The organism is Sphingomonas sp. R86521 (assembly GCF_042466235.1).
In the GTDB taxonomy this organism is placed as follows: domain Bacteria; phylum Pseudomonadota; class Alphaproteobacteria; order Sphingomonadales; family Sphingomonadaceae; genus Sphingomonas.
On the sequence record NZ_JAXHBY010000001.1, the window covers coordinates 2,291,487 to 2,317,266 of the forward strand.

The 25,780-nt window shown below is 63.2% G+C and carries 23 protein-coding genes; 4 read left to right on the plus strand and 19 right to left on the minus strand.

Translation table 11 applies throughout. The annotated features are described in order from the left end of the window. Positions 1-18: 18 nt before the first annotated feature. Positions 19-327: a hypothetical protein gene (locus SJY20_RS10605; protein WP_380786838.1), complete on the minus strand. Its 309-nt coding sequence runs from the start codon at positions 325-327 to the stop codon at positions 19-21. Positions 328-999: 672 nt separating this feature from the next. Here SJY20_RS10605 and SJY20_RS10610 point away from each other — a divergent pair. Beyond that, positions 1,000-2,691, plus strand: a complete 1,692-nt coding sequence (locus SJY20_RS10610) for a hypothetical protein (protein ID WP_380786840.1) — start codon at positions 1,000-1,002, stop codon at positions 2,689-2,691. A gap of 270 nt (positions 2,692-2,961) precedes the next feature. Here the strand turns inward: SJY20_RS10610 and SJY20_RS10615 are convergent, their stop codons facing one another. The 16 genes from SJY20_RS10615 to SJY20_RS10690 form a co-directional block, all read right to left on the minus strand. Beyond that, a complete protein-coding gene (locus SJY20_RS10615; RefSeq protein WP_380786841.1) occupies positions 2,962-3,102 on the minus strand; it encodes a hypothetical protein in 141 nt (46 codons plus the stop codon). A gap of 94 nt (positions 3,103-3,196) precedes the next feature. After that, positions 3,197-3,466: a hypothetical protein gene (locus SJY20_RS10620; protein WP_380786843.1), complete on the minus strand. Its 270-nt coding sequence runs from the start codon at positions 3,464-3,466 to the stop codon at positions 3,197-3,199. Positions 3,467-4,152: 686 nt separating this feature from the next. Next, the gene (locus SJY20_RS10625) at positions 4,153-6,657 is read right to left on the minus strand and encodes a VapE domain-containing protein (protein ID WP_380786844.1); all 2,505 of its coding nucleotides are present in this window, start codon (positions 6,655-6,657) and stop codon (positions 4,153-4,155) included. Positions 6,658-6,821: 164 nt separating this feature from the next. Next, positions 6,822-7,103 carry a hypothetical protein gene (locus tag SJY20_RS10630; protein ID WP_380786845.1) on the minus strand — a complete coding sequence of 94 codons (282 nt, stop codon included), beginning with the start codon at positions 7,101-7,103 and terminating at the stop codon, positions 6,822-6,824. An 11-nt stretch (positions 7,104-7,114) separates the two neighbouring features. Beyond that, on the minus strand, positions 7,115-7,363 hold the full coding sequence (locus SJY20_RS10635) for a hypothetical protein (protein ID WP_380786847.1): 249 nt from the start codon (positions 7,361-7,363) through the stop codon (positions 7,115-7,117). Then, positions 7,360-7,953, minus strand: a complete 594-nt coding sequence (locus SJY20_RS10640; RefSeq protein ID WP_380786848.1) for a hypothetical protein — start codon at positions 7,951-7,953, stop codon at positions 7,360-7,362. The genes SJY20_RS10635 and SJY20_RS10640 overlap by 4 nt, the downstream gene beginning before the upstream one ends. Before the next feature lie 368 nt (positions 7,954-8,321). Beyond that, on the minus strand, positions 8,322-9,527 hold the full coding sequence (locus SJY20_RS10645; RefSeq protein ID WP_380786850.1) for a tyrosine-type recombinase/integrase: 1,206 nt from the start codon (positions 9,525-9,527) through the stop codon (positions 8,322-8,324). 225 nt (positions 9,528-9,752) lie between these two features. Next, positions 9,753-10,763 (minus strand): serine hydrolase domain-containing protein, encoded by a 1,011-nt coding sequence (locus tag SJY20_RS10650; protein WP_380786852.1) that lies wholly within the window; start codon positions 10,761-10,763, stop codon positions 9,753-9,755. Continuing rightward, a complete protein-coding gene (locus SJY20_RS10655) occupies positions 10,760-12,274 on the minus strand; it encodes a permease (RefSeq protein WP_380786853.1) in 1,515 nt (504 codons plus the stop codon). The genes SJY20_RS10650 and SJY20_RS10655 overlap by 4 nt, the downstream gene beginning before the upstream one ends. 76 nt (positions 12,275-12,350) lie before the next feature. Then, positions 12,351-14,321, minus strand: a complete 1,971-nt coding sequence (locus tag SJY20_RS10660) for a putative bifunctional diguanylate cyclase/phosphodiesterase (protein WP_380786854.1) — start codon at positions 14,319-14,321, stop codon at positions 12,351-12,353. Positions 14,322-14,404: 83 nt separating this feature from the next. Then, complete coding sequence (locus tag SJY20_RS10665) at positions 14,405-15,883, minus strand: MDR family MFS transporter (RefSeq protein ID WP_380786855.1); 1,479 nt, start codon at positions 15,881-15,883, stop codon at positions 14,405-14,407. A 1-nt stretch (position 15,884) separates the two neighbouring features. Further along, positions 15,885-16,745 (minus strand): SDR family NAD(P)-dependent oxidoreductase, encoded by an 861-nt coding sequence (locus tag SJY20_RS10670; protein WP_380786857.1) that lies wholly within the window; start codon positions 16,743-16,745, stop codon positions 15,885-15,887. Beyond that, on the minus strand, positions 16,739-17,746 hold the full coding sequence (locus tag SJY20_RS10675; RefSeq protein WP_380786858.1) for an NAD(P)-dependent alcohol dehydrogenase: 1,008 nt from the start codon (positions 17,744-17,746) through the stop codon (positions 16,739-16,741). Before SJY20_RS10675 ends, SJY20_RS10670 begins: the two co-directional genes overlap by 7 nt. Before the next feature lie 143 nt (positions 17,747-17,889). Then, positions 17,890-18,519 (minus strand): hypothetical protein, encoded by a 630-nt coding sequence (locus SJY20_RS10680; RefSeq protein WP_380786860.1) that lies wholly within the window; start codon positions 18,517-18,519, stop codon positions 17,890-17,892. A gap of 23 nt (positions 18,520-18,542) precedes the next feature. After that, positions 18,543-18,854: a hypothetical protein gene (locus tag SJY20_RS10685; protein ID WP_380786861.1), complete on the minus strand. Its 312-nt coding sequence runs from the start codon at positions 18,852-18,854 to the stop codon at positions 18,543-18,545. Between the two features lie 95 nt (positions 18,855-18,949). Further along, positions 18,950-19,219: a GlsB/YeaQ/YmgE family stress response membrane protein gene (locus SJY20_RS10690; protein WP_380786863.1), complete on the minus strand. Its 270-nt coding sequence runs from the start codon at positions 19,217-19,219 to the stop codon at positions 18,950-18,952. 161 nt (positions 19,220-19,380) lie between these two features. Here SJY20_RS10690 and SJY20_RS10695 point away from each other — a divergent pair, with 161 nt between their 5' ends. Next, on the plus strand, positions 19,381-20,862 hold the full coding sequence (locus SJY20_RS10695; RefSeq protein WP_380786865.1) for a PAS domain S-box protein: 1,482 nt from the start codon (positions 19,381-19,383) through the stop codon (positions 20,860-20,862). 6 nt (positions 20,863-20,868) lie between these two features. Here SJY20_RS10695 and SJY20_RS10700 read toward each other — a convergent pair whose 3' ends face one another. Beyond that, positions 20,869-21,129, minus strand: coding sequence for a hypothetical protein (locus SJY20_RS10700; RefSeq protein ID WP_380786867.1), 261 nt, complete (start codon positions 21,127-21,129; stop codon positions 20,869-20,871). Between the two features lie 213 nt (positions 21,130-21,342). On the opposite strand from SJY20_RS10700, the gene SJY20_RS10705 reads away from it, so the two are divergent. Both SJY20_RS10705 and SJY20_RS10710 read left to right on the plus strand, forming a co-directional pair. Then, the gene (locus tag SJY20_RS10705) at positions 21,343-23,598 is read left to right on the plus strand and encodes a TonB-dependent receptor (protein WP_380786868.1); all 2,256 of its coding nucleotides are present in this window, start codon (positions 21,343-21,345) and stop codon (positions 23,596-23,598) included. A 155-nt stretch (positions 23,599-23,753) separates the two neighbouring features. After that, complete coding sequence (locus SJY20_RS10710) at positions 23,754-24,602, plus strand: GyrI-like domain-containing protein (protein ID WP_380786870.1); 849 nt, start codon at positions 23,754-23,756, stop codon at positions 24,600-24,602. Positions 24,603-24,656: 54 nt separating this feature from the next. On the opposite strand, the gene SJY20_RS10715 is transcribed toward SJY20_RS10710, so the two are convergent. Further along, on the minus strand, positions 24,657-25,772 hold the full coding sequence (locus tag SJY20_RS10715) for a Gfo/Idh/MocA family protein (protein ID WP_380786871.1): 1,116 nt from the start codon (positions 25,770-25,772) through the stop codon (positions 24,657-24,659). Positions 25,773-25,780 lie beyond the last annotated feature (8 nt).

Below are 25,780 nucleotides of genomic sequence, written 5' to 3' on the forward strand. Positions count from 1 at the left end.
ACGCCCAAAAGCTGACGTTCAGTCCGTCGGGTCTTCCGCGCCCAAGAAGCGGTCTTCGACGGCATCGACATGCACGCTGCTCGTAAAACCGCCGCCAAGGTCATATAGATAAAGTGTGACGGGGCAGCGCTGCCCACTCGCCCAGGCTATTGCCTCCTGCACCGAAACAGCTTCAAGCGCATCATAATCGACGGTCAGCAGCGGATCACTCTCGGGTGCTTGGTCAGCGTCAGCACAACTGTTGTCGTGCTCTATCGCCTCCACGATCGCATTGACCTCACGCCAGCGATAAGGCCGAGTGCGCCTGTCGATCACATTCCATAACATAGCAGCGTTGTAGCGGCGCCCTGACCACGCGCAACGTCCGCTGTCCACCACAATGCGACATTCGAGGCAACGATCGACCGAACGTCCGCTAACGCCCAATTGCGGACATTGGGCAGGTGGGTCACCATAGGGCACACTCAGCTACGAGGTAACCGAACATGAGCTACCAAACGGACCGTCGAAGTCGAACGCGAGCCATTACCGTGTACGCAGCCCTTCTTTTGATAGGAGCGGCGTTAGGCTTTCTCGTCAGGTTTGGCGTGATTACCGATCATATGCTCTGGTAAAAGCTGACGCCCGCTTGGATGTCCGCTTTCGCCCAACAGGAGACGGACAGGTTCCTATCCCGACCTCCCAACCTCAGCCATTCGTGCACCAAGCGACAGGGATGGTAGCAACGAGATCATCCAGGTGGGGAATGTCGGCGCGAAGGATCAGCTCCACCGGACCAAGAGTGCTACCGATGCTGACGTCATGGCCGCACATCACGGCGCCGCGAAGCCTCTCTGCATCGTGCCGGCGCAAGGTTTGGTGGACGGCAATCCAGCCATTCGTGCTGTTCCCCCGTGCAAAGCCATATCGTTAAAAAGAACGTTCGAGTGGCCGCTCCGTCGCCGAGGCCTCCGTCACGCGTTCGGTGGCGTTCGCATTTCTGACGGGGCATAAGGGGGTATGATCTGCGATTATGAACTGATTGGAATGTGTCTTACAAAAGCCCGAGACGGCGGGCCTTCGATCTTTGGCTTTCCAGACTTTCTGACCGCTCTCGCCCTTTTGGCTCTGGCCTTCAGTTCCTCTGACGCCGTGTACCGGTTTAGAATTGAAATTGCTCCCTTGCCGTTGCGGCGGATTGCCTTCCTTGCGTCTGTGATAATCGGAAGCGGTTCGCTTGCTACAGACCTATGGTTTGCAGCTGGCTGGTATTCTCTGCCGTGGGGTTGGAGCCGTGCCGGGATTCAGGCAGGCTTAGGAGCGCTCTTTTTATCGGTCATTTTGATTTGGCTTTGGTTTGCCTTCGTGGCGAGAACCGATTTTAACAGGTTCAACTACAAGCGCTTTCACGGAGCAATTTACCGTGGAATGGTTCGAGGATCGATTGTTGAACTTACGGTACTTGCGGAACAGCTTCCAGGTTCAGTCGAGTCACTCATTCGTCTAGCGGCGCCTCCGTTTAACGTTAGCGAACGCAATGTACCGATAACCGTTGCGCCCTTACAAAGGTACGCTCATGACGTCCTTTGGTTGCTAGGTAACCGCAAGTTCTGCCGTGTATTAATGGCGTCTTCGCCGCACACAGCAATCGTTATCATGGCCGAGGCCACGCGCCAGGGGCGGTACGATCTACCTCTTGCCACGTTTGTACAAAATCTGACTTTAGAGGGCGTTCTGAATAGCGATTCTCAAATCTATCATGAGGATCGTAACTCGCTGACGAGTATTTTTGGATACATTCAGCCATTCTCGTCAGCGGTCTATGGAAACTACGAATTACTCGAAAAAATAGGCGGCGGGATGACATCCTCGTTAGACCTAGATTGGCAGTCATACCGGCAATTTTCATCATCGCAGTGGGAGGCGTACCTTAGAATAACTCTGATCACGATCGAAAGTTACGCTGCTTCCAGCCGTATACAGATGCGTTCTCATCTTTTATCGAGAGCGATTGATCAAATTAAGAGCGTAAGTAGCGAAACCTACCAACTCAACGGTGCTGTTGGAACAGTATATAAATCAGATCTGCTCGCGAAGCTAAGTGCCGGCATCAGTTTCGTTCGGGATGCTTTAAGTGCAATCGACAAAGCAGAAGGGGTGGAGGCGCTGCAAGCTAGATTGCCCGGTCCGCAGTATTACGGCCAAGGGACGATATTAGACGATCTGACGGATCTGCTATACCAAATTATCCTCGATGCGTCCGGAGTTGAGGGGCCGCCGGATCTGGCGTGGACAATCTACTATAACACTGTTTGGTCTCCTATCTTTAATTTCGGCGGTCGAGGTCCTGCAAGAGCTCTGGTACTCTTCAAGCTTCGGCGACGTTTATTTGACGAGATCAAGCGCCTTGAGGAGTTTCCTAACTTCGAAGGAGCGAGGGTTCTTGCATTCACGCTCAATGTAATCGGCTTCCGCTACGATGCGACGTCGAAAATTGATCGTCCATGGCTGCCTTTAGGAAAGGCAACCGCTCAATGGACCCGACGAAACTATCTCGCACTTCGTCGCGCAAATCCGCGTGTGGCAGATGCGTGTTTAATAGGAAGGGTCACATTTGACGAAGAGAACAGCAAAATCGTAAAAACGTACGTTCAAGGCCTCCACGCGGAGCCGCCGCGGGCACTCCTGGATCTGGATCCTTTGGCTAATTGATCAATCCGGCGATGCATCGTTGGCCAGCAATCTTCGTTTCTGGCGATCTTGTAAGACCGGAATGGTTTTTCAGTTAGCCAGGTGCGACGGCGGGAAGCCCCTGCCCGATAACCTGAACGAACGGCTGCTTGGCGCAATCGTCATCTGAAGGCGGACTGGCAGCTAACCACCAAAGTCGGACGTTCACAGGACCAGGGACGACAATCTCGGCAGCCCGCTTCCCGGCTCCGATAAAGCGCTCCCGCAGCCCATCCGAGGTTGGCCCGGTAGTTACGCTCGATCGCGTAGCCGGGCGATGACGTCGGCGCGCTGCATTGTCGACGAGATGCAATACGGGATGATTGCGATCCCCAGTGCAAGCGCGGCGCCGGCCGCCTCCTGCGGCGCGCCGTTCGCAGCACTCTCAGTCACGAACAAGACCAACGCTGCAAGAATCGCAGCAACGTAAGTTACCCCCTGCATAACTGCTGTCACATCAAACCTCCATCTCGGTCAAGGTTAGCGCTTAAGCGAATGATTGATCGCGCTGGCAATAGCGACACACGCGCGCCTCCTCGCGGATCATCTCGGCGCAGGCTGGACACTTTTTCAGTCCTTCTTGCTCGGCGCGGTGGTCGAGCTCTCGCCGATCAGCCCTAATCATCAGGGAGTGGGGGAATGCGACGATCCAAAGGAGTGCGCCGTAAATCCACCAGCCGAAAAAGCTCCGACCTTTTCCGCTCGCAATGAACGCAGGTAGCAGTCCGATCACGGCCGCAATTATCAGAAATTCCACTAACGCCCCCTTGCGACATCCCCGTTTCGCCGCGGCAGAGTCCGACAGATCCTTGCCGATGTCGATGATCGATTTTTACTTTGACCAAGGTCGATCGAGATCGGATCAGACGGCGCTCTGCTGTGTGCGTCGGCCTCGATCCGCCGATCTGGGCCAGGATAATGTCTGTGCGTACCTGCCGCGGGCCAATGACCGCGTGCTGTCGGGACGTGCTGGGACGCCTGTGGACACCTGCCAAGTCGCTCAAGGTACTATCTAGCGTTCCAAGCTGTCGGCGGCACGCGTAGAGTCTCTGTTTCCAACCTATTTCAGACCAACACCGGAGCAATATGCGGAAATTAGTCGACCACTGGCGCGCGCATCGGGCGTTCGGGACAGATGGGACAGCGTGAAATTCAGCCTGTCCAGAAAAAACCGTTTAGTACCAATGCTTAGGACAAGTGGACAGAATGGACAGTATATTTAGAGTTGTGGAGATAGGTGAATAACCGAGGGGTGATACCGTGGTGGGCTGCTGCGTATGTGCGTAGCGCGCAAACGGCGGGTCTGGCGCCAGATTCCCTGTCCCGGCTGTCCCAATTGGCCAAAACTATGCAAACTAACCGTTTTTCTTGCGGAATTAGCGTGGACAGGATGAATTACGCTGTCCACGCTGTCCACATCGGCGGCACCAACGTGGCCGTTCGCTAGGCTGCAGCGTCGGCAGCAGCAGCAGCGGGAGACACCGGCTGCAGGCGACCTGGCGAACCCACGCGTTCATAGTGTCGCTGACGACCAATCGGCAAAGGGAAGATGTGGCGTGCGTTCACTCCTTCGCCCTTCTTCCAGCCCGGCACCATGGCGATTGTTCGCTGCACGGACGCGAGTAAGATCGTGTTATCATCGACCCTTAGCGCCCGAAACAATTCTTGTGCACAAGTGACGTTGCGAAATTGCGGGACGGCGTCCTCATCAATGCTGCCACTGGTGACCGGGGTATCTAGCCAACACATGATACGGCCAACAAGTCCGTCTTCAGCGGTTTCCACTCGGCGGGATTCCTGGAGACCGGATGCATGGGCAAGGGCCTCACCGGAAAGGTAGAGATGTAACCCAGATTCTGTGCTGTCCAGTTCGGCATGCATGCTGCGGTAAACCGACATAGCTTCAGCCCAGTACTGGTCGACATCCTTGCGGAACCGAGCGGTGTCGATGGCCTTGACGTGGCATTCAATCGGCAGGAAGCGACGCCCACCGGTAGCGTCGCGCAGGTACTCGCCTGAGTTCGTCGAGCCGATGAGGATCGACTGACGCGGAAACGCCTGCGCACGCGCCTCATATGCTAGGCGGACCTTGTCGAACTGCCTACTGATGAATGCCTTGATATCCTGCACCTCGGATTTGGCAAAGCCCGTCAGCTCGGGCAATTCCACGATCCACCCCCCTTGTAACTTTTCAACCATGGACTTTGCGTCATGGAAGTTACCGTCGAGCTCGACCGACCAATTACGTCCGAGTATCCTGATAAACGTGGACTTTCCGACACCCTGCGCACCCTCTAGAATAACAGCATGGTCCCATTTGCAACCGGGTTCAAAGACGCGGGCAACGGCCGCGACCATCATCAAACGCGCCACTTGCCGTGTATAGACGTTGTCTTCAGTCCCGAGATAATCGACGAAAAGACGGTCAATCCGTTCGACGCCGTCCCACGCTACCCCTTCCAAGTATTCCCGGATTGGATGGAAGCCGTTCTCACGCGCAGCCAGCACCGTCGCGGCCTTAAGATCGCGATCAGAAACCTTTATGCCGTAGCCGCCTTGAGTTTTGGGCGTCTCGATGATCGACCGCACGGCGCAGTCGCGATCGTTCGACCAAGTCTCCCCGTTGAGCGTATCCCGCACCTGCCAAATCGGGCCAACTAGCTGCCTGGCGTCCTTTGCGGCGTTCGCGCGAGACTTCGACTTATGTCCGGGCGCGATACGTTGAACGGTTTCCTGCGTAAATTCATTGCGCTGACACAGGCCCTTCAACCGCGGATCGTTTTTCATGATCAGCTCAATATTAGGCAGGTTCGCGACTATGCCCTTCTCGGTATAAGCGAGTAACGTCTTCCAATCATCGAGTGCCGGCGTCCCAAGGCCGATACTGAACACGTCGTCGTCCGATTTCGGGGTGGCCGGTTCGTCGTGAATCAGGTCGTCGAAGTCCGAGTCCGAATGGCTGGTATTCCCAACCTTTTCCGCGTCGTCATCAGCATCCAGATCGTCATCCGGCAGATCGTCGAGCTCGGCCATGATGCTGGCCTGCCGCTCGGTGTTCGCCCACGCGCGGACGGTCCCCATGGTGACGGGGTTGCCGCGGTACTTGCCGAACGACCGCCATTTTATGCGCCGCATTTCGCGGATCTGCGCGTCGCCGGTGAACTTGGTCGAGCGGCGCGTGTGCTGCAGCCACAGGTCGAAGCCCTCCTGCGACCCGCCGAACTGGTGGTGCAGCGCCTGGCCGAGCCGAATCCAGTCGTCGTAATGCAGATCTGAGACTGGAATCAGGTCGAGATCGGCTTCCAACTGACCTGGTCGGAACTCCAGCGGGTCGCGAAGTTCGAATTCGAAGGTGTCGGTGTTGATCGCGCCGAGCGATTCGATGTGCGATGCGGGGATGAACGGCTGCTCGAAACCGTCGAAATCGAACTCGCGCACCCACTGGTAGGGCTTTCCGGTATCCGGATGGATTGACGGCGGCAGCGCGACCTGCTTGCCGGTGCCGAACAGCTCGATTTCGTAATCGTAATGCCACACGCCGTCGGGGCTGCGGTGCTTCCCTTCGCTGTGCGCCAGCATCTTGGAGCGGAACGGCGTGTCGGTGATGAAATAGAGGTGCCGCGACTCGCCGCCGCTGCCCGACTGAACTTCCGGCAGATCGCTGCGCGCAACGCTGGGGAACAACTTTGCGAATGCCGCCCAAGCCTCTTCGACGACCTCAGGGAGACGAATATCAATGTCAATTGCGTACAGAAACCCATCGGCTAGGTCAGATGGTTCGCCAAGACGAACACCAACATTGTTTCCGATTTCGTACGTGGCTTTCAGGAGCTCGACATTTGTCACGGACTTTTCCGACCAATCTTTCCCGATCGGACGCTTGGATTTCGGATGAAGCCAGTGAAGCGCTACACCTGCAGCGCAAAGAGGTCCAATAGCGTCGAGCATCGGTTGATGTGCGGTACTTGGAACGGTAGCCATGATTCAATTTAGCCTTGTGTCAGGCCCAGAATCTGCTAAGTAATTCCGTGTGGACGGATTCGCAGAATCCAGGGAAGCCGGAGCGATTTCATCCTCGCTCCGGCTTTCTGCTTTTATGCGTTGACGAAGCCTTACGGCGTGATCATTGTCGACAGGTTCGGAAGGGCAAATAGGCGCTGTCGCTGCGCAGCGGTGAGCCCTGCCAGGCCACCGATGATCACGAACTTGATTCGGTCACCGGCGACCAGGTAGTCCAACTCGGCCGCCCGAGCCCTTCGCCAGCCGATACAGCGGCTAATGCGTTGCCGGTTGACGGTTTCGGCCTTTCCGATGCGCTGGGCGACCTCCGGCGGCATGCCTGCCGCTTGAAGTTCCGCGATCCGTCGCTGCTGCCACAATGGCCAGGTGATCATGCGACGCGGCCTCACAAGGCACCTGCTTCGTCAGCAACACACTGCAGTCTTGCGGCCTTCGCTAGCGTCAAGATGGCCGAGACGTCGACAGTGGCGTTGATTTGGTCGCGGGTAGCTGTTGCCGGATGTTTGGCGGAAGCGATCGGCTGCTTCCTGGGTTCATTGGCCGCACTTAGTGACGGCGCTTCGAAGCCCTGCAGACCCATTCTGTTGCCGAGCGCCAGCAGCGCCACCGGATCGCTTTTTACTGGTTTTGTCACTGTGAGACCTCCTGAATCTGTTCCTCGATTCGAGCGGCCGTCTCCGAGTAGCCCAGCCAGTCCCAGGCGCCGCGCCCGGGACCGACTTCGCAGTAGCTGTTAGCGGCCGTTGCGGAGCTCATGGCGGCGCACAGTGCTGAGGCGTTGCCCTGGCCGTATGGTGTCCCGGGGCGGCTCTGCAGCCGCAGTGCGAAGTCCTCTGCGGCAGCAAGGCTGGCAAGCGCGCGTCCAAAGACAGCTCCGGCCTCCTTCGCAGCGTCGAACAACGGCGGCACGATTTGCGATCGTACGTGCTGCCCTTGCAGGCTTCGCCGAGCTGCAACGGCATTATCCGCCTGCTGGATGGCACCGGGTAGCTGTTTGGTAACTAACTCTATGATCCGCACGCAAGCTGCTTGCGCTTCGATCAACTCCGCACGTTCGGCGTCCGTCATCTGTGCATGAAGACGCGGAAGTCCCAGCACATCGGCTTCGGCGTTGACCAGTCGCGCCGCGTCATCATCGGTGAGCACTAGAGCGTTCGCGTCATGTCGCGTCTTTGCCGTTGCGTGCTTGGCTTGCAGGTTTCGCACCTGTTCCTGCGGGGTCATGCTGCGGCGCTTTCGGCGACGCGTGCAGCGATGATGGCGTCTAGCCACGGGCGGGGGATGCCTGTGAGCTTTCCCTCTTTGTATAGCCGAATGGGGGCAGGCAACTCTCCCCGATTGACCATCGCATAGAACTTAGTGCGCGATCGAAATCCGAGGTACGCAGCCGCCTCCGACGGACGCAGCATTGGCCCCGTTGCTGGCACAGCCGCCCATGGGGTTGCAGGCAAATTGGTCAAGGATCGTCTCCCGTTCATACGCTCGCCGAGTCGCGAGCATGAACGGACGTACACAGAAACGAACCATGACGCGAATTTCGGAGGTCGAACCTCTTCCGATAGTCCCCTTTTAAGGCCCCTGCACAATCAAAGTCAAACGAAAGTTGTGTTTGACGTCGCCTTCGACGTGACGAACGTCGCCCAGTCATTCATCATCGCTCTCCGCCGTTCGAGTGCCTCGCCGCGGCGATAGGCTCGTCGAACCTTCGATCCGACGATATGCGCCAGCGCCTCCTCGCTCAGTTCGTCCGGATAGTCCGTCATGTCGGAAACCCAGTCCTTGTACGAACTCCGGAAGCCGTGCGCGGTGAATTCTCCGTAGCCCATGCGCCGCATGAGCATCGACAGCGCCATGTTCGAAAGGGGTTTGGCTGGGTCGCCGCCATGAAAAATAAAGTCGTCGTCCTTGCCGCGAATAAGCCCTGCAAGGATTTCCACGGCCACGGGTGACAGCGTGACGGTATGCACCCTTCCACCCTTCATTCGCTCGGCTGGTATGACCCAGGCGTCGCCTTGCACCTCGCCCCAACTGGCCCCTATCACCTCCCCGGAGCGGGAGGCGCACAGGATCAAGAAGCTTAGCGCTCTCGCGGCCGTCGCCGGACGCTCCTGCAGCCTATGATACAAAATAGGTAGATCGTTATAAGGGACCGCGGGGTGATGCCCACGAGAGAGCGTTGGTCGTTTAGGCAGCAGGATATCAAGATGCCCGCGCCATGCTGCGGGATTGGCGCTGTCACGAGGGCGAAGCCCCCTCACCTTCGCCGCGCTGAGGATCTTTTCGATGCGGCCTCGCACCCGGCCGGCGGTTTCGGGTTTCACAAGCCAGATTGGCTGCAGGGCGGCGAGCACCGCGTCAGTATCGACATCGCCAATAGGAAGGCTGCTGAGATTGCCGGCATGATCGCGAAGGCTACTCCTCCACTGCTTGCGATGTACGGGATTTCGCCACCCGGCCTCGACGCTGGAAATGTACTCGTCCGCGAATGCACCGAATGTAACATTCTGCGGCTTAGGCATTGCCGCAGCAGTTGCAGTCTCATTTCGAACGTCGATGGGGTTGCGACCTAGGGCAACCTGTTCACGGGCAGCGGACGCCAGTTTGCGTGCGCTCGCCAGTGGAATCTTTGACGCCGAACCCAAGCCCATCTCACACCGTTTGCCATGCCACCGAAAGATGAAAACCCAGCGCTTACCGCCATTCGTAGTCAGCAAATATAGGCCGCCGCCGTCGGCAAGCCGTCCGGTTTTCGTTGCATTCTTAACCGCAAGTGCGCTCAGCGCGTAAGCCTTTGGCATGATTCTGCCCCACCGTTTGCCCTGTCAGATGGCGTGGCTTGTAACATGACATGGATGAACAACCGAATCACGAATACGTGCCGATCTTATGCACAATCAAAGACTTGGCACTGCACAAGGAGGACTAAGATGAACACCGTCGAACACCTAGTTCGACGGACACCTCTTCCGCCATCCAATCTCATTTGCGGAGTGCTGATCGGCGTGCGCCACGGTCCGACTGCGCTAGCCGAGCGCCGCCGCCAGCGCGTCGCCGGTGGCGGGGCGCAGCGTGAAGATGCCGCTGTCGAAATGGCGGGTCGGGTGGACCCGGTTGGTGAGGAGCGTCCACGCCACGCCTCGGTCGAAATCGATCCACAGCCCGGTGCCGGTGAAGCCGGTATGCCCGATCGTCGTTCGCGAGCATCCTTGGCCGCCCGACCAGCCGGGGTGGCGGATTTCCCATCCGGCGGTGCGGTGTCCCTCCACCGGGGTGCGGATGGCGGCGAGCATGGCGGGCGATGCGCCGCTGCCGTCGAGCAGTCCTTGCGCGAAGCCCAGCACGCCTTCGACCGTGCCGAAGAGGCCGGCATGTCCAGTGCGTCCGCCCATCGCCGAAGCATTTTCGTCATGGACCTCGCCCTGCAGCACGCGGCCGCGCCAGTGACAGAATTCGGTGGCGACCGCGGGACCCGGCGGCGGGCCCCAGCTCAGCCCCTCGCCCAGCGGCAGGGCATCGAGCGGCTGTCCTGTCAGCCGCTCGACTGCGATGCCGAGCAGGATGAAGTTGATGTCCGAATAGACCGCGGGCCCATGCTTCCATTCGCGCTGCAGCACGAACGCGCGCAACCGCGCCGGGTCGTCGCCATAGGTATAGACCGGCTCGACCGCGGGCAGGAAGGTGCGGTGGACCAGGCAGTCGCGGAATGTCAGCCGCCGCTCGGGCGCGTTGGCGACGTCGTATTGCCGCAGGTCGGGGATCGCATCGGTCAGCGGCCGGTCGAGATCGATCCGCCCCTCGTCCGCCAGCCGCAGCACGAAGCTGGTGGTCGCGATCACCTTGCTGACCGACGCCAGATCGAACCAGTGCGCGGTCGTCAGCGGCTCGGCGACCGGCACCGTCTGCGCCTGCCCGACGACGCGGACCGCGCGCGCGCCGTCCGCGGTGACGATGCCCAGCACCGCGCCGGGTATCCGCCCCGCGGCGACCGCCTCAGCAGCGGGCGCGAAGGCGGCGTCGGCGATCCGGTCGATCATGCCTCATCCTTCCGCGCGACGATCCGCGACAATGCGGGGACGAACAGGATCGCCGCCAGGCTCAGCACGCCCGATAGCAGGAAGAACCCGTCATAGCCGATCGCGCCGACCATCGCCCCGCCGGCGCCGGCGAGCAATCGCGGCAACAGGAACGCGAACCCGGTCAGGAACGCATATTGCGCACCCGGATAACGCGGGTTCACCAGCATCGACAGATAGACCACGAACACGGCGCCCGCGAAGCCGTTACCGAACTGGTCGCCGGCGGTCGCGATGTATAGGATGGTCTCGTCGACGCGCTGGTGTGCGAGCCAGACGAACCCGAAGTTGCCGATTGCCGCGACCACCGCGCCGATCGCCAGCGTCCACGCCATCGGCCAGCGCGTCACCAGGAATCCGCCGAGCCCGACCCCGATCATGCTGGCCGCCAGCGCGACCAGGCTGTCGGCGCGTCCGATTTGGCTGAGCGAGTAGCCGAGGCCCTTGATCATCGGCTTGGACAGGTTGAGCGCGAGGACGTCGCCCATCCGGTACAGCGACACGAACACCATCAGCAGGATCGCGCCGTACCCGTAGCGCCAGAAGAAATCGACATAAGGCCCGAGCACGGTCGACGTCCGGATGCCCGCATCGGCCGGCGCCCGGCGGATCCGCGGTAGCGCGACCGCCATCACGACGAACGGCAGCATGCAGAGGCCGAGTACCCAGGGGGTAACGTTGCTGTTCGCGTCGATCCCGGCGCGCGTAGCGATGTCGAGCACCAGCCATCCGACAGCGGCGGTAACCGCGCATGCCGCGGCCAAAATGACGACGCTCGCGACCAATCCCGTCGCCAGCGCCACGGTACGGCCGCCGCCCTTCCCAAGCTCGTGCGATCGCATCGCCACCAAAATCGGGAACGGCAGGAACGCCGCCGCCGCGATCAGCAGATAGGCGAACGCCCAGCCGCCGCTGTCGGCGATCAGCAAGGCACCGCTGCCCGCCGCGACCATCGCGCTGCGATACCCCCACAGATTGGCGGCGACGATCGGACCCTGCTGGTCCTGCGTCGGATACAGCTCGATGCGCCAGGCGTCGGCGGCAATCTCCAGCGTCGTCGTCCAGAACGCGAGCAGCACCGCGAACAACGCCGTCACCGCCAGGCTCGCATCGCTGGACGTCATCGCCATCGCGATCATTGCGGTGAAGATGCCGAGCTGCGCCAGCATGATCCACCCGCGCCGCCGCCCCCAGAACCGTCCGAAACCGGGGATGTCGTAGCGATCGAGCAGCGGCGCCCAGACGAACTTGAGGGTCGGCAGCAACTGCACCCAGGCGAAGAACCCCAGCACCGTCAGCGCGACGCCGTGTGCCTGCAGCCGTAGCGCGAGCACCGTCGAGAACATGTAGAACGGCAAGCCCGCCGCAAAGCCGAGCAGTCCGTACAGCAGCATGCCGCGCCGATCCGCCACTGGTCGCGCCCCGTGCGTCGGCGGGTCGGTGATCCCTGCGTCGATAGAGGCTGCGGTCATGGTTGCTCCGGAAGATCGCACAAGCGCCGAGCGTCCGTCGAACGAGTCCGCCAGTCAACCCGCCGGTTACCCGCGGTTATACCCCCTGAACCTGCGTGGTGCCCGGTCGTTTCCGGTCACGCAGCATCAGGTCGGTTTCTGCGGCGTTCAGCGGCGTGCCGAGCAGATAGCCCTGCGCTTCCTGGCAGCCGAGGCGGTGCAGCGTGTCGCGAACCGACGCGGTCTCGACCCCTTCGGCGACGACGCTCAGTTGCAAACTCTCCGCCAGTCGGATGATCGCCGAGACCATGCGGTGCGCAGCCTTGTCGCTGTCGACGTTCACGACGAACGAGCGATCGATCTTAAGCTTGTCGAATGCCAGCATGCGAAGATGCTGGATCGACGAAAAGCCGGTCCCGAAATCGTCGAGCGCTAGCGATACGCCCTGGTTCCTGAGCGACTTGATGATCCGCTGCGCGGCGACCGGGTCGGCGATCAGGGCGTTCTCGGTGATCTCCAGGCCGATGCGCCGCGCCGGGAACCCCTGCCGCGTCAGCAACGCCAGGATCTTTTCCGCCAGCCAGCGATCGCGAAACTGGATCGGCGATACGTTGATTGCGATCGTCAGCTCGGCCGGCCAGTTGCGGGCGTCGATACAAACCTGTTCGAGCAGCGTCAGCATCAACGCGTCGATCAGCCCGCATTCCTCGACGACTGGGATGAACCTGTCGGGCTCGATCTCGGTACCATCGGGCCGTGTCCACCGGGCCAGCATCTCGAACCCGACGATGCGTTCCGAGGCCAGGTTCACGATCGGCTGGTAGCAGGGATAGAAGGCGCCGGTGCCGAAATCGGCGCGCATCTGGCGCTCTAGCACCGCGCGTTCGGCCAGTGCCTCGCCCATGCTACGTTCGAAGAAGCGGTGTCGCGAGCGCCCCTCCGACTTGGCCGCGTACATCGCGATATCGGCATGCTGCATCAACGTTTCGCGATCGGCTGCATCGCTTGGGAAGCATGCGATGCCGATGCTGGCGCCGATGTGGTGCGAAAAGGGCGCGAGCGAGAACGGCAGTGCCATCTCGCGCACCAGTCGATCCGCCATCTCGACCGCGCCCTGATGATCGTGGTCGCGAAGCTCGAGCGTGACGGCAAACTCGTCGCCACCGAGGCGAAATGCCTGCCCGGCAGGATCGACGACAAGTGTCAGACGCTGCGCAACCGCGTCGAGCAGGCGATCGCCGGCGCCGTGCCCATAGGCGTCGTTGACCCCCTTGAACAGATCGAGGTCGAGCGTGAACAGATAGAGATGGGTCGGTGAACCCGGGCGATCGAGGATGCGATCCAGATGTTCGCCGAGCGCCCGGCGGTTCCACAGCCCGGTCAGAGGATCGCGATAGGCGAGGTCCTGTGCCGCCAGTTCCGCCGCGCGCGACCGCTCCTGTTCGACGAGCATGTCGGCGCGCGACTGCAGCACCTGTTTGAAACCGGAATGGTTGGTCGACAGCGTCCGCAGGATCAGGATGGCGACGATCAGGAAGTTCGCGCCCACGCTGAACAGCGACCAGTCGGACGCGAAGAACAGTCGTACTGTGACCGGCAACACTCCGAACAGCAGGACCATATAGCCTGCCATCGGCAGTGCCTGAAGGCAGAAGCAGCAGCTGATCGCCCCGACGAAAACATAGAGCGCGATCGACACGCTGCGAACCGGTTCCGCTTCGGTGAAGAGCACCGATCCCCATATCCCGAAGATCATGCTGAGAACTGCGGCGGAGACGATGGTGCCGCGCAGGTAGCGCCTGACCTGGGCGGGGCTGGCGACGATCGTCCGACGACGCATCCACAGTGCCGCGCGAACGATGATCGCCAGCGAGACGAGGATCGGGATGCCGAAGCTCATGCCCCAGGGAACGTCGCGGAATGTCGCGATGCCGAGGAACAGCACGTTGATGAACATCACCGCGTACATCAGCGGGATCTGACGACGCAGCGCGTGATACTGCCCGAGCAGGAAATCGTCGGTCGCGGGGTCCGCAGACGATTTAAGATCAGGCAGTGATAAAGCCATTGTCTAACGTTCCTCGACGGTTGCAGGTAACCGCAAGGCGTTCACAAAATATTGATACGATGCGTAGTGCGGATTGGATGACGTCAGGACTTTTGCCCGAACACGACGCGCGGCACGAATACCGACAGTGCGAGGGTGGTTGCCGCGATCAGGAATACGCCCCAGAACGTCAGATGCAGGCCGTGCGCGAGTGCAGCACGACTGGCTAGACTATCGACGGTCGACCCGTGCCGGACGAGCAACTGCTGGATCTGGTCGAGCGACCCCGCATGACCGCGTGCAAGGCTGGCATTGAGGATCGCGCCGAGCACCGTTGCGCCGAGCGTGCTGCCGAGGTTGCGCGCGAACATGTTCGAGGCGGTCGCGGCGCCGCGTTCGGCCCAGCCGACGCTGTCCTGAATCAGCACGATCGCGGCGGTGCTGAAGAAGCCCATGCCGAACCCCATCACCAGCGAACCAAGGCCCGCGACCAGCGGCGACATGGTCGGTGACAGCACGACGAACGCGATCGCGCCGAGCGGCAACAGCGTTGCCCCCGCGATCAAGATCGGCCGCAGCCCGAAGCGGCCGAAGTTCCGCGCACCGAGAGTTGCGGCGATCGGCCAGCCCAGCACCATCGCGGTCAGCATGAACCCCGCGACCAGCGGCGAGCGGCCCATCACCGCCTGGACGTACATCGGCAGGAAGGTGGTGAGCCCGATCACCGCCATGCCGCTGAACAGCGTCGCGGCGTTGGTCGCGGCGAGCGAGCGATGCGCCCACAGCGCGAATGCGATCATCGGATCACGCGCGCGGCGTTCCTGCAGGACGAACAGCACGGCGGCGACCACGCACACCAGCCCGGCCGCGAGCGTCACCGATGTCGCCCCTGCCCCCGCCTCGGTCAGCGCGACCATCAGCGAGGCGACCGCGACGGTGAACAGCCCGGCGCCCGCGACGTCGACGCTGCGCTCCTGAGTCGACACCGTCTCGCGCAGGAAGAAGAAGAAGCCGGCGGCGGCCGCGATCCCGATCGGCACGTTGATCCAGAAGATCCACGCCCAGCTGACATGCTGGATGATCAGCCCGCCCGCGAGCGGACCGATCACCGACGACACGCCCCATACGCTGGCCAACCAGCCCTGCACCTTGCCGCGCTCGTGCGCCGGATACAGGTCGCCGATCACCGTCATCGACACCGGCTGGATCGCACCGGCACCCAGCCCCTGGATCAGGCGGAACGCGATCAGCGCGGGCATCGACCAGGCGAAACCGCACAGCACGGACCCGACCAAGAAGATCGCGATGCCGACCAGCAGCACCGAGCGCCGGCCATAGAGATCGGCCAGCTTGCCGAACACCACCGTGGTCGCGGTCTGCGCGAGCAGGAACGACGAGAACACCCAGGAATAGAGCTGGAGGTTGCCGAGCTGCCCGGCGATCTGCGGCATCGCGGTCGACACGATCGTCGCCTCGATCGCGATCATGAACGACGCCGCCATCACCGCGGCGAGCACGAACGGGCGTCGGACGGTTGGCGGCGCGGGGTCTGCAATCGTTTCGTAGGTTGTATCGGTCGTCACGTCAGGCGTCGCCTTCCATATGCGCGGCAAAGGCTGCGGAATAGTCTGGGTGCCAGCGCGATAGGGCCGGACGGTTTTCGATGATATCGCCTGCGGCCCACGCGATCCGACGCGCGTCGGTTTCACGCGTCACGTCGTTGTCGGGGCACAGGATGTAGAAGTCGCCGCGTGCCATAGCCGGAAGCATGAACTCGACCAACTCGTCCGCGCTCCAGGCCGCAGCCGGCTGCGCGTCGATACCACGGCGGCGGGTGAAGCCGGTGAACGTGAAGCCCGGTATCAGCAGATGCGCCGAAATGCGCCCGCCCGTTGCCAGCAGGTCGTGCGCCAAGCTCTCGGTCAGGGCCTTCAGTGCCGCCTTGCTGACGTTATAGGCGGTGTCCCCCGGCGGCAGCGTGATGCCCTGCTTCGATCCGGTATTGACGATCGCGCACGGCCAATCCGCTGCGAGCATCGCCGGCAGGAACGCCTGCACGCCGTACACCGCGCCCATCAGATTGGTCGCGATCGTCCGTTCCCATATTTCGGCCCCCGCGAGGATCCCGCCGCCGCCTTCGCGCCCGGCGTTGTTCATCAGCAGGGACACATCGCCCAGCCTGTCCGCGGCGTCACGCAGCGCCGCGATATCGCCGGCGTCGCTGACGTCGGTGCACAAGGCGGACACGGTATAGCCGGCGCTCCGCAATTCGCTCGCAGCGACGGCCAACTGCTCCTCGTCGATGTCGGCGATCAGGATACGCATCCCGGCTGCGCCGAGCCGGTGCGCGGCGGCGAGACCGATGCCGCTGGCGCCACCGGTGATCACCGCGACGCGCGACGTGGCGATGGCCGGGTGCAGGGCCACGCCGTCGGTCGTTACCATTCGATGCCGACCTTGCCGAAATGCTCGCCGTTCATCTGGAAGCGGAACGCGTCGGCAAGCTGGTCGAGCGCGAAGCGGCGGTCGATCACGGGCCTGATCGTTCCCATGTCGAGCGCGCGGACGAAGTCCTGCTGTTCGCGACGGCTGCCGACGATCAGGCCCTGAAGCCGCGCCTGTCGCCCCATCAGCGCCGCGGTCGGCACCTCACCGCTGGCGCCGGTCAGCACGCCGATCAGCGAGATGTGGCCGCCGACGCGGACCGCCTCGATCGACTGGGCCAGCGTTCCTGGGCCACCGACCTCGACGATATGATCGACGCCGCGCCCGCCGGTCCAGTCGCGCACCGCGCGGCCCCAATCCTGCTGCTCGCGGTAGTTCACGGTGAAGTCCGCGCCCATGCTGCGTGCGCGCTCGAGCTTGTCGCCGGAGGATGACGTGATGATCACGGTGGCACCCATCGCCTTGGCGATCTGCAGCGCCCAGATGGATACGCCGCCAGTGCCGAGCAGCAGCACGGTGTCGCCCGCCTTGAGCTTGCCGTCGACGACCAGCGCGCGCCACGCGGTCAGCCCGGCCGTCGTGATCGCCGCCGCCTCGACCGCGTCGAAGCCCTTCGGTGCGTGCGTGAAAGCGGTCGCCGGACGCACCACGGCAGCCTGTGCGAATCCGTCGATACCGTCGCCCGGCGTTCCGGAGAAATCGCCGATCGTCGGCGTGCCGTCCTGCCATTCGGGGAAGAAGCACGATACGACCAAGTCTCCGGTTGCGAACTCGGTCACGCCCTGCCCTACCGCCTCGACGACGCCAGCGCCGTCGGCAAGCGGCACGCGCCCGTCCGCGCTCGGCATCTTGCCCAGGACGATGCCGAGATCATGGTAGTTGAGCGAACTGCCGTGCAGCGCGACGCGGATTTCGCCGGGACCGGGTTGGCCCGGGTCGGCGCGATCCTCGACCCGAAGCCGATCCAGCCCGCCGGGCGACTGCAACGCAATAACTTCCATCGACCATTCCTCATGTGTTCGGGGGCCGAACGCATCAGGTGCGGAAAGCTGTCCGGATTAATATCGTGCCGGCTCTCCGATCTCGGCCACGCAAAAAAAACGGCCCGCCGTGAGGCGGGCCGTTTCTTCAATCGACAATGCGATCAGTAGGTCGTCGGGGTCAGCCGGCGGCGATCGCGTTCGGCCGCGACTTCGTCTCGCGTGTACGCCGGTGCTGCCTCGTCGAAGCTGCTCCAGCCACTCTGACGATAGTCGGCGCCGCGGGTTGCCGCGTCGACCGAACGGCTGCGATCGAGCACGTCTTCTGCCGCACCGACGAGGCTGTCGTCGACGCGTGCGCTGAGCAGCGTGCCGCCGCGACGGACGCCCTCCGAATAGACATGCGCCTCGTCGTCGGTGTGACCTGCTTCCTTCAGCGCGCCGACGATCGTGCCCGTCGCCGCGCCGCCCGCTGCACCGATGCCGGCGCCGACCGCGGTCGCGGCGAGCCAGCCTGCGGCGACGATCGGACCCAGGCCCGGGATCGCCAGCAGCCCGAGGCCGGCCAGCAAACCACCGGCTCCGCCAAGCGCGGCACCGGTCGAGACACCGCGACCGACGTCGCCGTGATCGTTGACGTCGCCGATCGTCGCGGCGGCATCGCCGTGCGCGCCATCGGCATTGTTCGCGACGATGCTGATCGCGTCATGCGGCACGCCGAGGCGCTCTAGCTCGCCGAGGGCGGTGGTGGCGTCGGCATAATCGTCGAACAGGCGCGTAATGGTCTTGGTCATCATCTCTCTCCTAAAGTCTGGTGTCAGCGGGTCGTCACGTTGCCCTTGTAGTCCAGCCCGACCTGGACCTTCTTGCCGGCGCGCATCGCCGTGCCGCGCCAGACGCCGTTGCCGTCCTTGGTCAGTTTCGAAACCGTGCTGTAGCCGGCCTTGGTCAGCCGGCCGCGTGCCTGATCCTCGGAGAACGAGTTGGCGCCGGCGGCGGGTGCGGCGACCTTGGCGGCATTGCTGTTCTTGATGGCGGGGTTGTGCGAACCGGCATGGGTCGCGGCCTGTGCCATGGCGCCGGATGAGAGCAGCAGCGCGCCGCAGGTGGTGAGTGCTCGAACGATCATTGTCGTCTCCTAAGTTTTTATGGTTGAGGGGCTCTAGTGGCCCGGAAAGAACGACGCGGATGGCGCGCCGTTCCCCCGAATACCGAACGTGGATTTCAGCGAACCGAACCGCGGCGCACCATGTTGACGATGGCGAGCAGGATCACCGCGCCGACCAGCGAAATCAGGATCGACTGGATGTTGAGCGCACCGTCCATGATCGATGCGCCGCCGATCAGGGGCGTGATGATGAATCCAGCGAGCAATGCGCCGACGATGCCGACGACGATGTTCAGGAAGATCCCCTGCTGTGCGTCGGTGCGCATGATCATGCTGGCGACCCAGCCGATGAGACCGCCGACGACGAGAAGGATGATGAGGTTCATGATGTGCTCCCGAAACTAAGTGTTACTGGGGCTCAAACGGATGCATTCCGCATTCGGTTCAGTTCCAGGATCGGCAGGCAGGCGGGGAACCTAGTGCGGAGATACCAGGGTAATTGGTAGATCGCGCCGGAACCGACCGCGCCGCGCCGCGCTGTTGCAGGATGACCAAGCCTTCGCCAAAGCCGCTGCACCAGCCCACGCTGCATCATCTGGAACAGCTGATGACCGGGTTGCTGGAGGGCGTAATCCTGATCGATCCGACCGGGATTATCCTCAGCGCCAACCCCGCGGCGCTGAAGATGCACGGCGTCGCGACGTTGAAGGAGCTGGGGGAGACCGCGGACGAGTATGCGGCGCGCTTTTCGCTGCGCTATCGCAACCACCACAGCCTGCCGCGGCGCGAATATCCGTTGATGCGGCTGCTCGCGGGCGAAAGCTTTCCCGACCTGATCGTCGAGGTCGCACCGGCCGGCGCCGACGAGCCCCGCTGGGTCCACCAGGTCCGCGACATCGTCATGGACGAGGATGGCGGTGAGCCCGATTGCCTGGGGCTGGTGATCAACGACGTCTCCGAGCGGTTCGATGCCGAGGACCGGTTCGAGGCGATGTTCCACGCCAACCCCGCCCCGGCGCTGATCCTGCGCGTCGCCGATCAGCGCTTCGTACTGGTCAATCAGGGGTTCCTCGATCTCTCGGGCTACGCGCGCGACGACATCGTCGGGCGCACGCTGTTCGAATTCGATTTCCTTGTCGAGGTCGACCGCAAGGCGTTCGTCCGCGACCGCGTCGCGAAGGGCGAGGTGGTGCCGCAACTCGAAGCGGAACTGCCGCTCGCGGGGGGCGACACCACCTTGGTGGTGCTGGCGGGTCAGCCTATCGAGGTCGCCAACGAGGATTGCCTGTTGTTCACCTTCGCCGACCTGGAACCGCGGCGCCGTGCCGAACGGGCATTGCAGGCGAGCGAGCGGCATCTGGCGTCGGTGTTCGAGATGGCACCGGTCGCGATGGTCGTGACCGAGGGCGACGACAACCGCATCGTTCAGGTCAACGCCGCCTTCAAGACGCTGACCGGCTATGACGAGGCGGCGGTGATCGGCCGGATCGCGGACGACCTGCAATTGTGGAACGATGCCGCGCAACGCGAGGGGCTGGAACACGAGATCCGCGACAGCGGCGGCTTCCGCGGCCACGACGTCCGCCTGTTACGCAAGGACGGCGAGGCGATGGATTGCCTGGCGTCGGCGGAGCGGATCGGGATGGACGGCAAGCCCTGCGTGTTGTGGCTGTACCAGGACATATCTGCACGGCGGCGCGGCGAACTGGAGCTCGTCGAGGCGATCGAGGCGGTGATGAAGGACGCGAACTGGCTCAGCCGCTCGATCATGGACAAGCTCGCGACGCTGCGGAACCCGCGATCGGGGGCGACGGGAGGTGCGGATGCGCCTGCGACCGACCTGAGCAAACGCGAACGCGAGGTGCTGGAGCTGATCTGCCAGGACCTCGACGACGCAGCGATCGCCGAGCGGCTGGACCTGTCGCGCAACACGGTGCGCAACCATGTCGCGCGGCTCTACGCCAAGATCGGCGTCAACCGGCGCAGCGCCGCGGTGGTCTGGGCGCACGAACGCGGCGTCGGCGCCTGACCGGGGTCAGAGGCCGATACTGTCGAGTGCGGCCGCGAGTTCGTCGCTGATCGTCTTCTCGGCGTCCTTGGGCGTCAACCGGTTGAGCACCGTCTGGATGCGCTGCTGCCCGACCTGCAACGCCTTGTGCCGGACCTGGCGCACCGCGTTGGTCCGCCCCGAGCGGCTCTCGCCGAGCAACGCCGCCCATTTCGCCTCTTCGGCCGCGAGGATGGCGAGCGCCAGCCGCAGCCCGTCGCGCCGGCCATGCGCATAGTCTTCGGACATTCGCTCTCCCCATGACGCCGTGGTTCGCGTCCATAACCGGCGCGCGACATCCGCGCCAACCGTCATAAATCCGTAGCGCCGCCGTCATCAAACCATCCCGGTCGCAGCCTAGTCAATCGGCAACGATCGTCGCCCGAGCGGCGACGCGCACAATCTGACCAGGCGGGACCCCCAGTGATTTTGAAGACGCTATTGCTAGCTTCGGCGAGCGCGATGCTGGCTGTCGCCTGCCCCGCCTTTGCCCAGAGCGCAGCCGAGCCTGCGCAGGACGCGCCGGACACCAACGGCGACACGGGCGGCGAGATCGTCGTCTATGGCACCGGCAAGGTCCGCCAGGAACAGACGGTATCGCGCAAGGCGATCGAGATCCTGCCGCCCGGCAGTTCGCCGCTCAAAGCCGTAGCGCGGCTGCCCGGCGTCGCGCTGCAGAGTTCGGATCCGTTCGGCAGCTACGAGCTCGGCACGCGGCTGTCGGTGCGCGGGTTCAACCAGAGCCAGATGGGCTATACGCTGGACGGCGTGCCGCTCGGCGACATGTTCTACAACGGTCACAACGGCCTGCACGTCAGCCGCGCGATCGCCGCCGAGAACATCGCGCGCGTCGACGTGTCGCAGGGCGCCGGCTCGCTCGGCATCGCATCGACCAGCAACCTCGGCGGCAACCTCGAGTTCGTGTCTCGCGCGCCGTCGGAGGTGATGGGCGGCGAGGTCGCGCTGACGTACGGCATGTACGATACCGTGCATCTCTACGGCCGGCTCGACAGCGGCGAACTGTCCACCGGCACGCTGTTGTCGGTGTCGGGCGTGATCCACGATGCGGGCAAGTGGAAGGGATATGGCAACCAGTCCGACACCAAGGTGAACGGCAAGATCGTCCAGAAGCTGGGCGACGCAAAGCTGACCGGCTGGCTCAATTATTCGCTGCACAAGGAGCGCAACTACGCCGATCTGTCGCCCGCCACGCTAGGTCGGATCGGCTACGGCCTCGATTTCCTGCGCCCCGACTATGCGACCGCGATCCTGTTGTCGCAGGTCAGCGCGAACCAGACCGCCGCCGCCGCCAAGCGCGCGCTGCCCTTCCCGACCGCCGGGGTCGCGTTCCCGACGCCGTACACCAACGTCAACGACACCTATTACGACAGCGGCGGCGTCCGTCGCGACTGGCTCGGCGCGATGACGCTGGACGTGCCGATCGCCGACTGGCTCGACGCCAGCGCGACCTATTACCATCATTACGACAAGGGCAGCGGCGGCATCTACACCCCCGCGGTGTTCTCGCCGGACGGCTTCGCGCTGTCGGTGCGGACCACCGAATACGGGATCAACCGTGACGGCGGGATCGCCAACGCGACTGCCAAGCTCGGCGCCCACACGCTGCAGATCGGCTATTGGCACGAGGACAACCGCGCCAGCACCGACCGCAATTACTATGCGGCGAGCCTGACCAACCAGCCGGACGTCACCGACTTCCTGAAGAACCCGTTCCGTAGCGATTTCCTGACCGACCTGACGACGGTCACCAACCAATATTTCGTCAGCGACAGCTGGAAAGTGTTCGACGCGCTGACGATCGCCGGCGGGTTCAAGGGCGCGCGCGTCGCCAACGGCATCACGACGACGTTCGGCACCCCGTTGATTAACGGCAGGATCGCGGCGAAGGACTGGTTCCAGCCGCAGGTCGGCGCGACCTATCGGGCCGGCCGGCAGGAGTTCTTCGCGAATTATGCCGAGAACATGCGCGCCTATATCAGTTCGTTCCGCGGACCGTTCGGCACCACGCAAGTCGGCTTCGAGGCGATCCGGGACACGCTGAAGCCCGAGACCTCGCGCACGATCGAGGGCGGCTGGCGGTTCGACCTCGGCAAGCTTCGCGGCGTGATCGCGGGCTATGACGTCAAGTTCAAGAACCGCCTGCTCGCGGCGTTTAGCGGCGCGAACATCCTCGGCAACCCGAGCATCCTGCAGAACGTCGGCAGCGTGACCAGCCGCGGCGTCGAAGTCGGCGCGACCTATCAGGTCAGCCGCCCGCTTTCGCTGATCGCGTCCTATTCGTACAACGACAGCACCTATGACGACGACACCGTCAACGGCACCGCCTTCGTCGCGACCAGGGGCGTCCGCACCGTCGACACCCCCGCGCATCTGGCGAAGGGCGAGATCAACTATGACGACGGCACGGTTTTCGGGAACGTCGCAGGTGCCTTCACTTCGCGGCGCAACGTCACTTATACCGGCGACGTGACGGTGAAGGGTTACACGCTGTTCGACGCCGCTATCGGCTATCGCTTCCCCACGACGAGCGCGCTCGCCGGAGTGGAAGTCCAGGTCAACGCGGTGAACCTGACCGACCAGAAATACATCGCCGCGCTGGGCTCGGGCCAGTTCTTCAACAATGCGTCGTCGCTCAACAACACGATGCAGGCTGGTTCGCCGAGGCAGGTGTTCGGGACGATCCGCCGGCGCTTCTGATCGCGACGCCATCGATCGCCGCGGGGCGGTCGATGGCGTTCTTCGCGATGCTGTGGGCAAGACAGCAAGATCGGTCGAGCAGGCCTCGTTCGCCGCGCTAAGAACGAGGCATGAAGAACGCCCGATCCGAGCCGGCCGACACCTACCGCTCGCGCATGGTCCGCGTGCTCGACCATATCGACCGGCACCTGGACGACACGCTCGACCTCGATGCCCTGAGCGGGATCGCCGCCTTTTCCAAATTCCATTTCCACCGCCAGTTCACGGCAATGTTCGGCCTGTCGGTGCACCGCTACGTCCAGCTTGCCCGGCTGAAACGCGCCACCCGCCGCCTGGCCACCTCGCCTGCGCTCAGCGTGACGGAGATCGCGCTGGAGGCAGGCTATGACGCGCCGGACGCGTTCGCCCGCGCCTTCCGTCGACGTTTTGGCCAGGCGCCGTCGGCGTTCCGTGGCGCGCCGGACTGGGCGGCGCTGGATACGGCGTTCTCATCGTTTCACCAGGCAAGGGGCAAGGTCATGCAGCGGTTTTCATTCGGCGATGTCACGATCCGGGAGGTGCCCGCGACGCCGGTGGCGATGATGACTCACGTGGGCGAGCCGTCGTCGATCGACGCCACCGTCGCGCGGTTCACCGCGTGGCGGCGGGCAAACGGGCTCACCGACCCGGACCTGCCGCTGTTCGGCGTCTTCCCGACGGATACGCGATCGACGCCGGCCGCCGAGTTCCGCATGCAGATCTGCGTCGGGAGCGATCGCGCGATTCCGCCGAATGACGACGGGGTCGAAGCCGGGTCGATCCCCGGTGGCCGGGTAGCATCGCTCCGGTTGCTCGGAACGGCCGGGGACGACCTCGAGCCCGCGGCACTTTTCCTCTACCGCGACTGGCTGCCGGCCAGCGGCGAGGAGTTGCGCGACTTTCCGCTCTATTGCCAGCGGCTGAAATTCTTTCCGCTGGTGCCGGCGCATGACGCGATCACCGACGTGTTCCTGCCGCTACGGTGATCCCGCGCGGTAACCGGGCGGGCCGCTACCTTGGCGACCCGCCCGGCTGCGCGGTTACGCCGACTGCGGGATGATGCTGATCATCTCATCCTCGCCGGGCTCCTTTGCGGGCTTGAGCTTCAGCGCCTGATCCGGTTGCACGTGCCGAGTCCGCGCGAGCGGTTCCAGTGTCACGGTCTCGCCGGTCGTCAACGACTGCTCGATGGCGGCGAGGACGCGCATGTCGCGCAGGCCTTCGTCGCCATCGGCTTCGGGATGGACGTCGTTCAGGATGCAGTCGGAGAAATACTGCGTCTCGTTGCCGAACTGCTCGACCGGATCGAAGCCGTGCTCCTTGCTGCCCTTGGCCGTCTTCTCGACATAGGCGATGCCGATCTTCGGCCCGAACATGAACGCGGGCGAGGCGTGGATGCTCGCCTTGGTCCCGATGAGTTCGAAGAATTCCGACGAGGCGGTGGCGTAGCTGACGCTGAACTGGGCGAGGCGTTCGTCGGGGAAGCGCAGCGTGACGGCGACGGTGTCGTGGAAATTGAACCCGCGATCGGGGGCCTTGGTACCGACGGCGTGCACCGCGATCGGTTCCTGCCCGAACAGATTGCGGACCGCGTTGAGCGGATAGGTGCCCATGTCGGGGACGGGGCCGCCCCAATAGCCGTTATGGCCGCGCGAATTGGCCTCCGCGACGTCTTGCGCGAACACCGATGCGAAGCTGCGGAGGTCGCCGAAGTCGCCGTTGCGGGCGCGGGTGATCATCTCGACGGTGCCCGGTTCGTGGTGGAGGCGATACGCGATCATCAGCTTTGCGCCGCCCTTTTGCTGCGCGGCCAGGATCTGCTCGGCCTCTGCAACACTCGACGCCATCGGCTTTTCGAGGAGGACGTGGATGCCGGCCTCCAGCGCGGGCACGGCATATTGCATGTGCAGGAAGTTCGGCGTGGCGACGTAGATGGCATCGATCTCGCCCGACGTCAGCAGCTCGCCATATTGGTCGTACGACCACGCCTTGATGCCATAGAGCTTGGCGAGTTCGTCGGCTTTGACCGGGTCGCCGGTGACGAGCGCGGCGAGTTCAGAATTGTTGGTGCGCGCGATGCCCGGCATGAACGCCTGCTGCGAGATTTGGCCGCCGCCGACGACGGCGTAGCGCACCTTCTTGGTGAGTCCGAACATGTCGATCC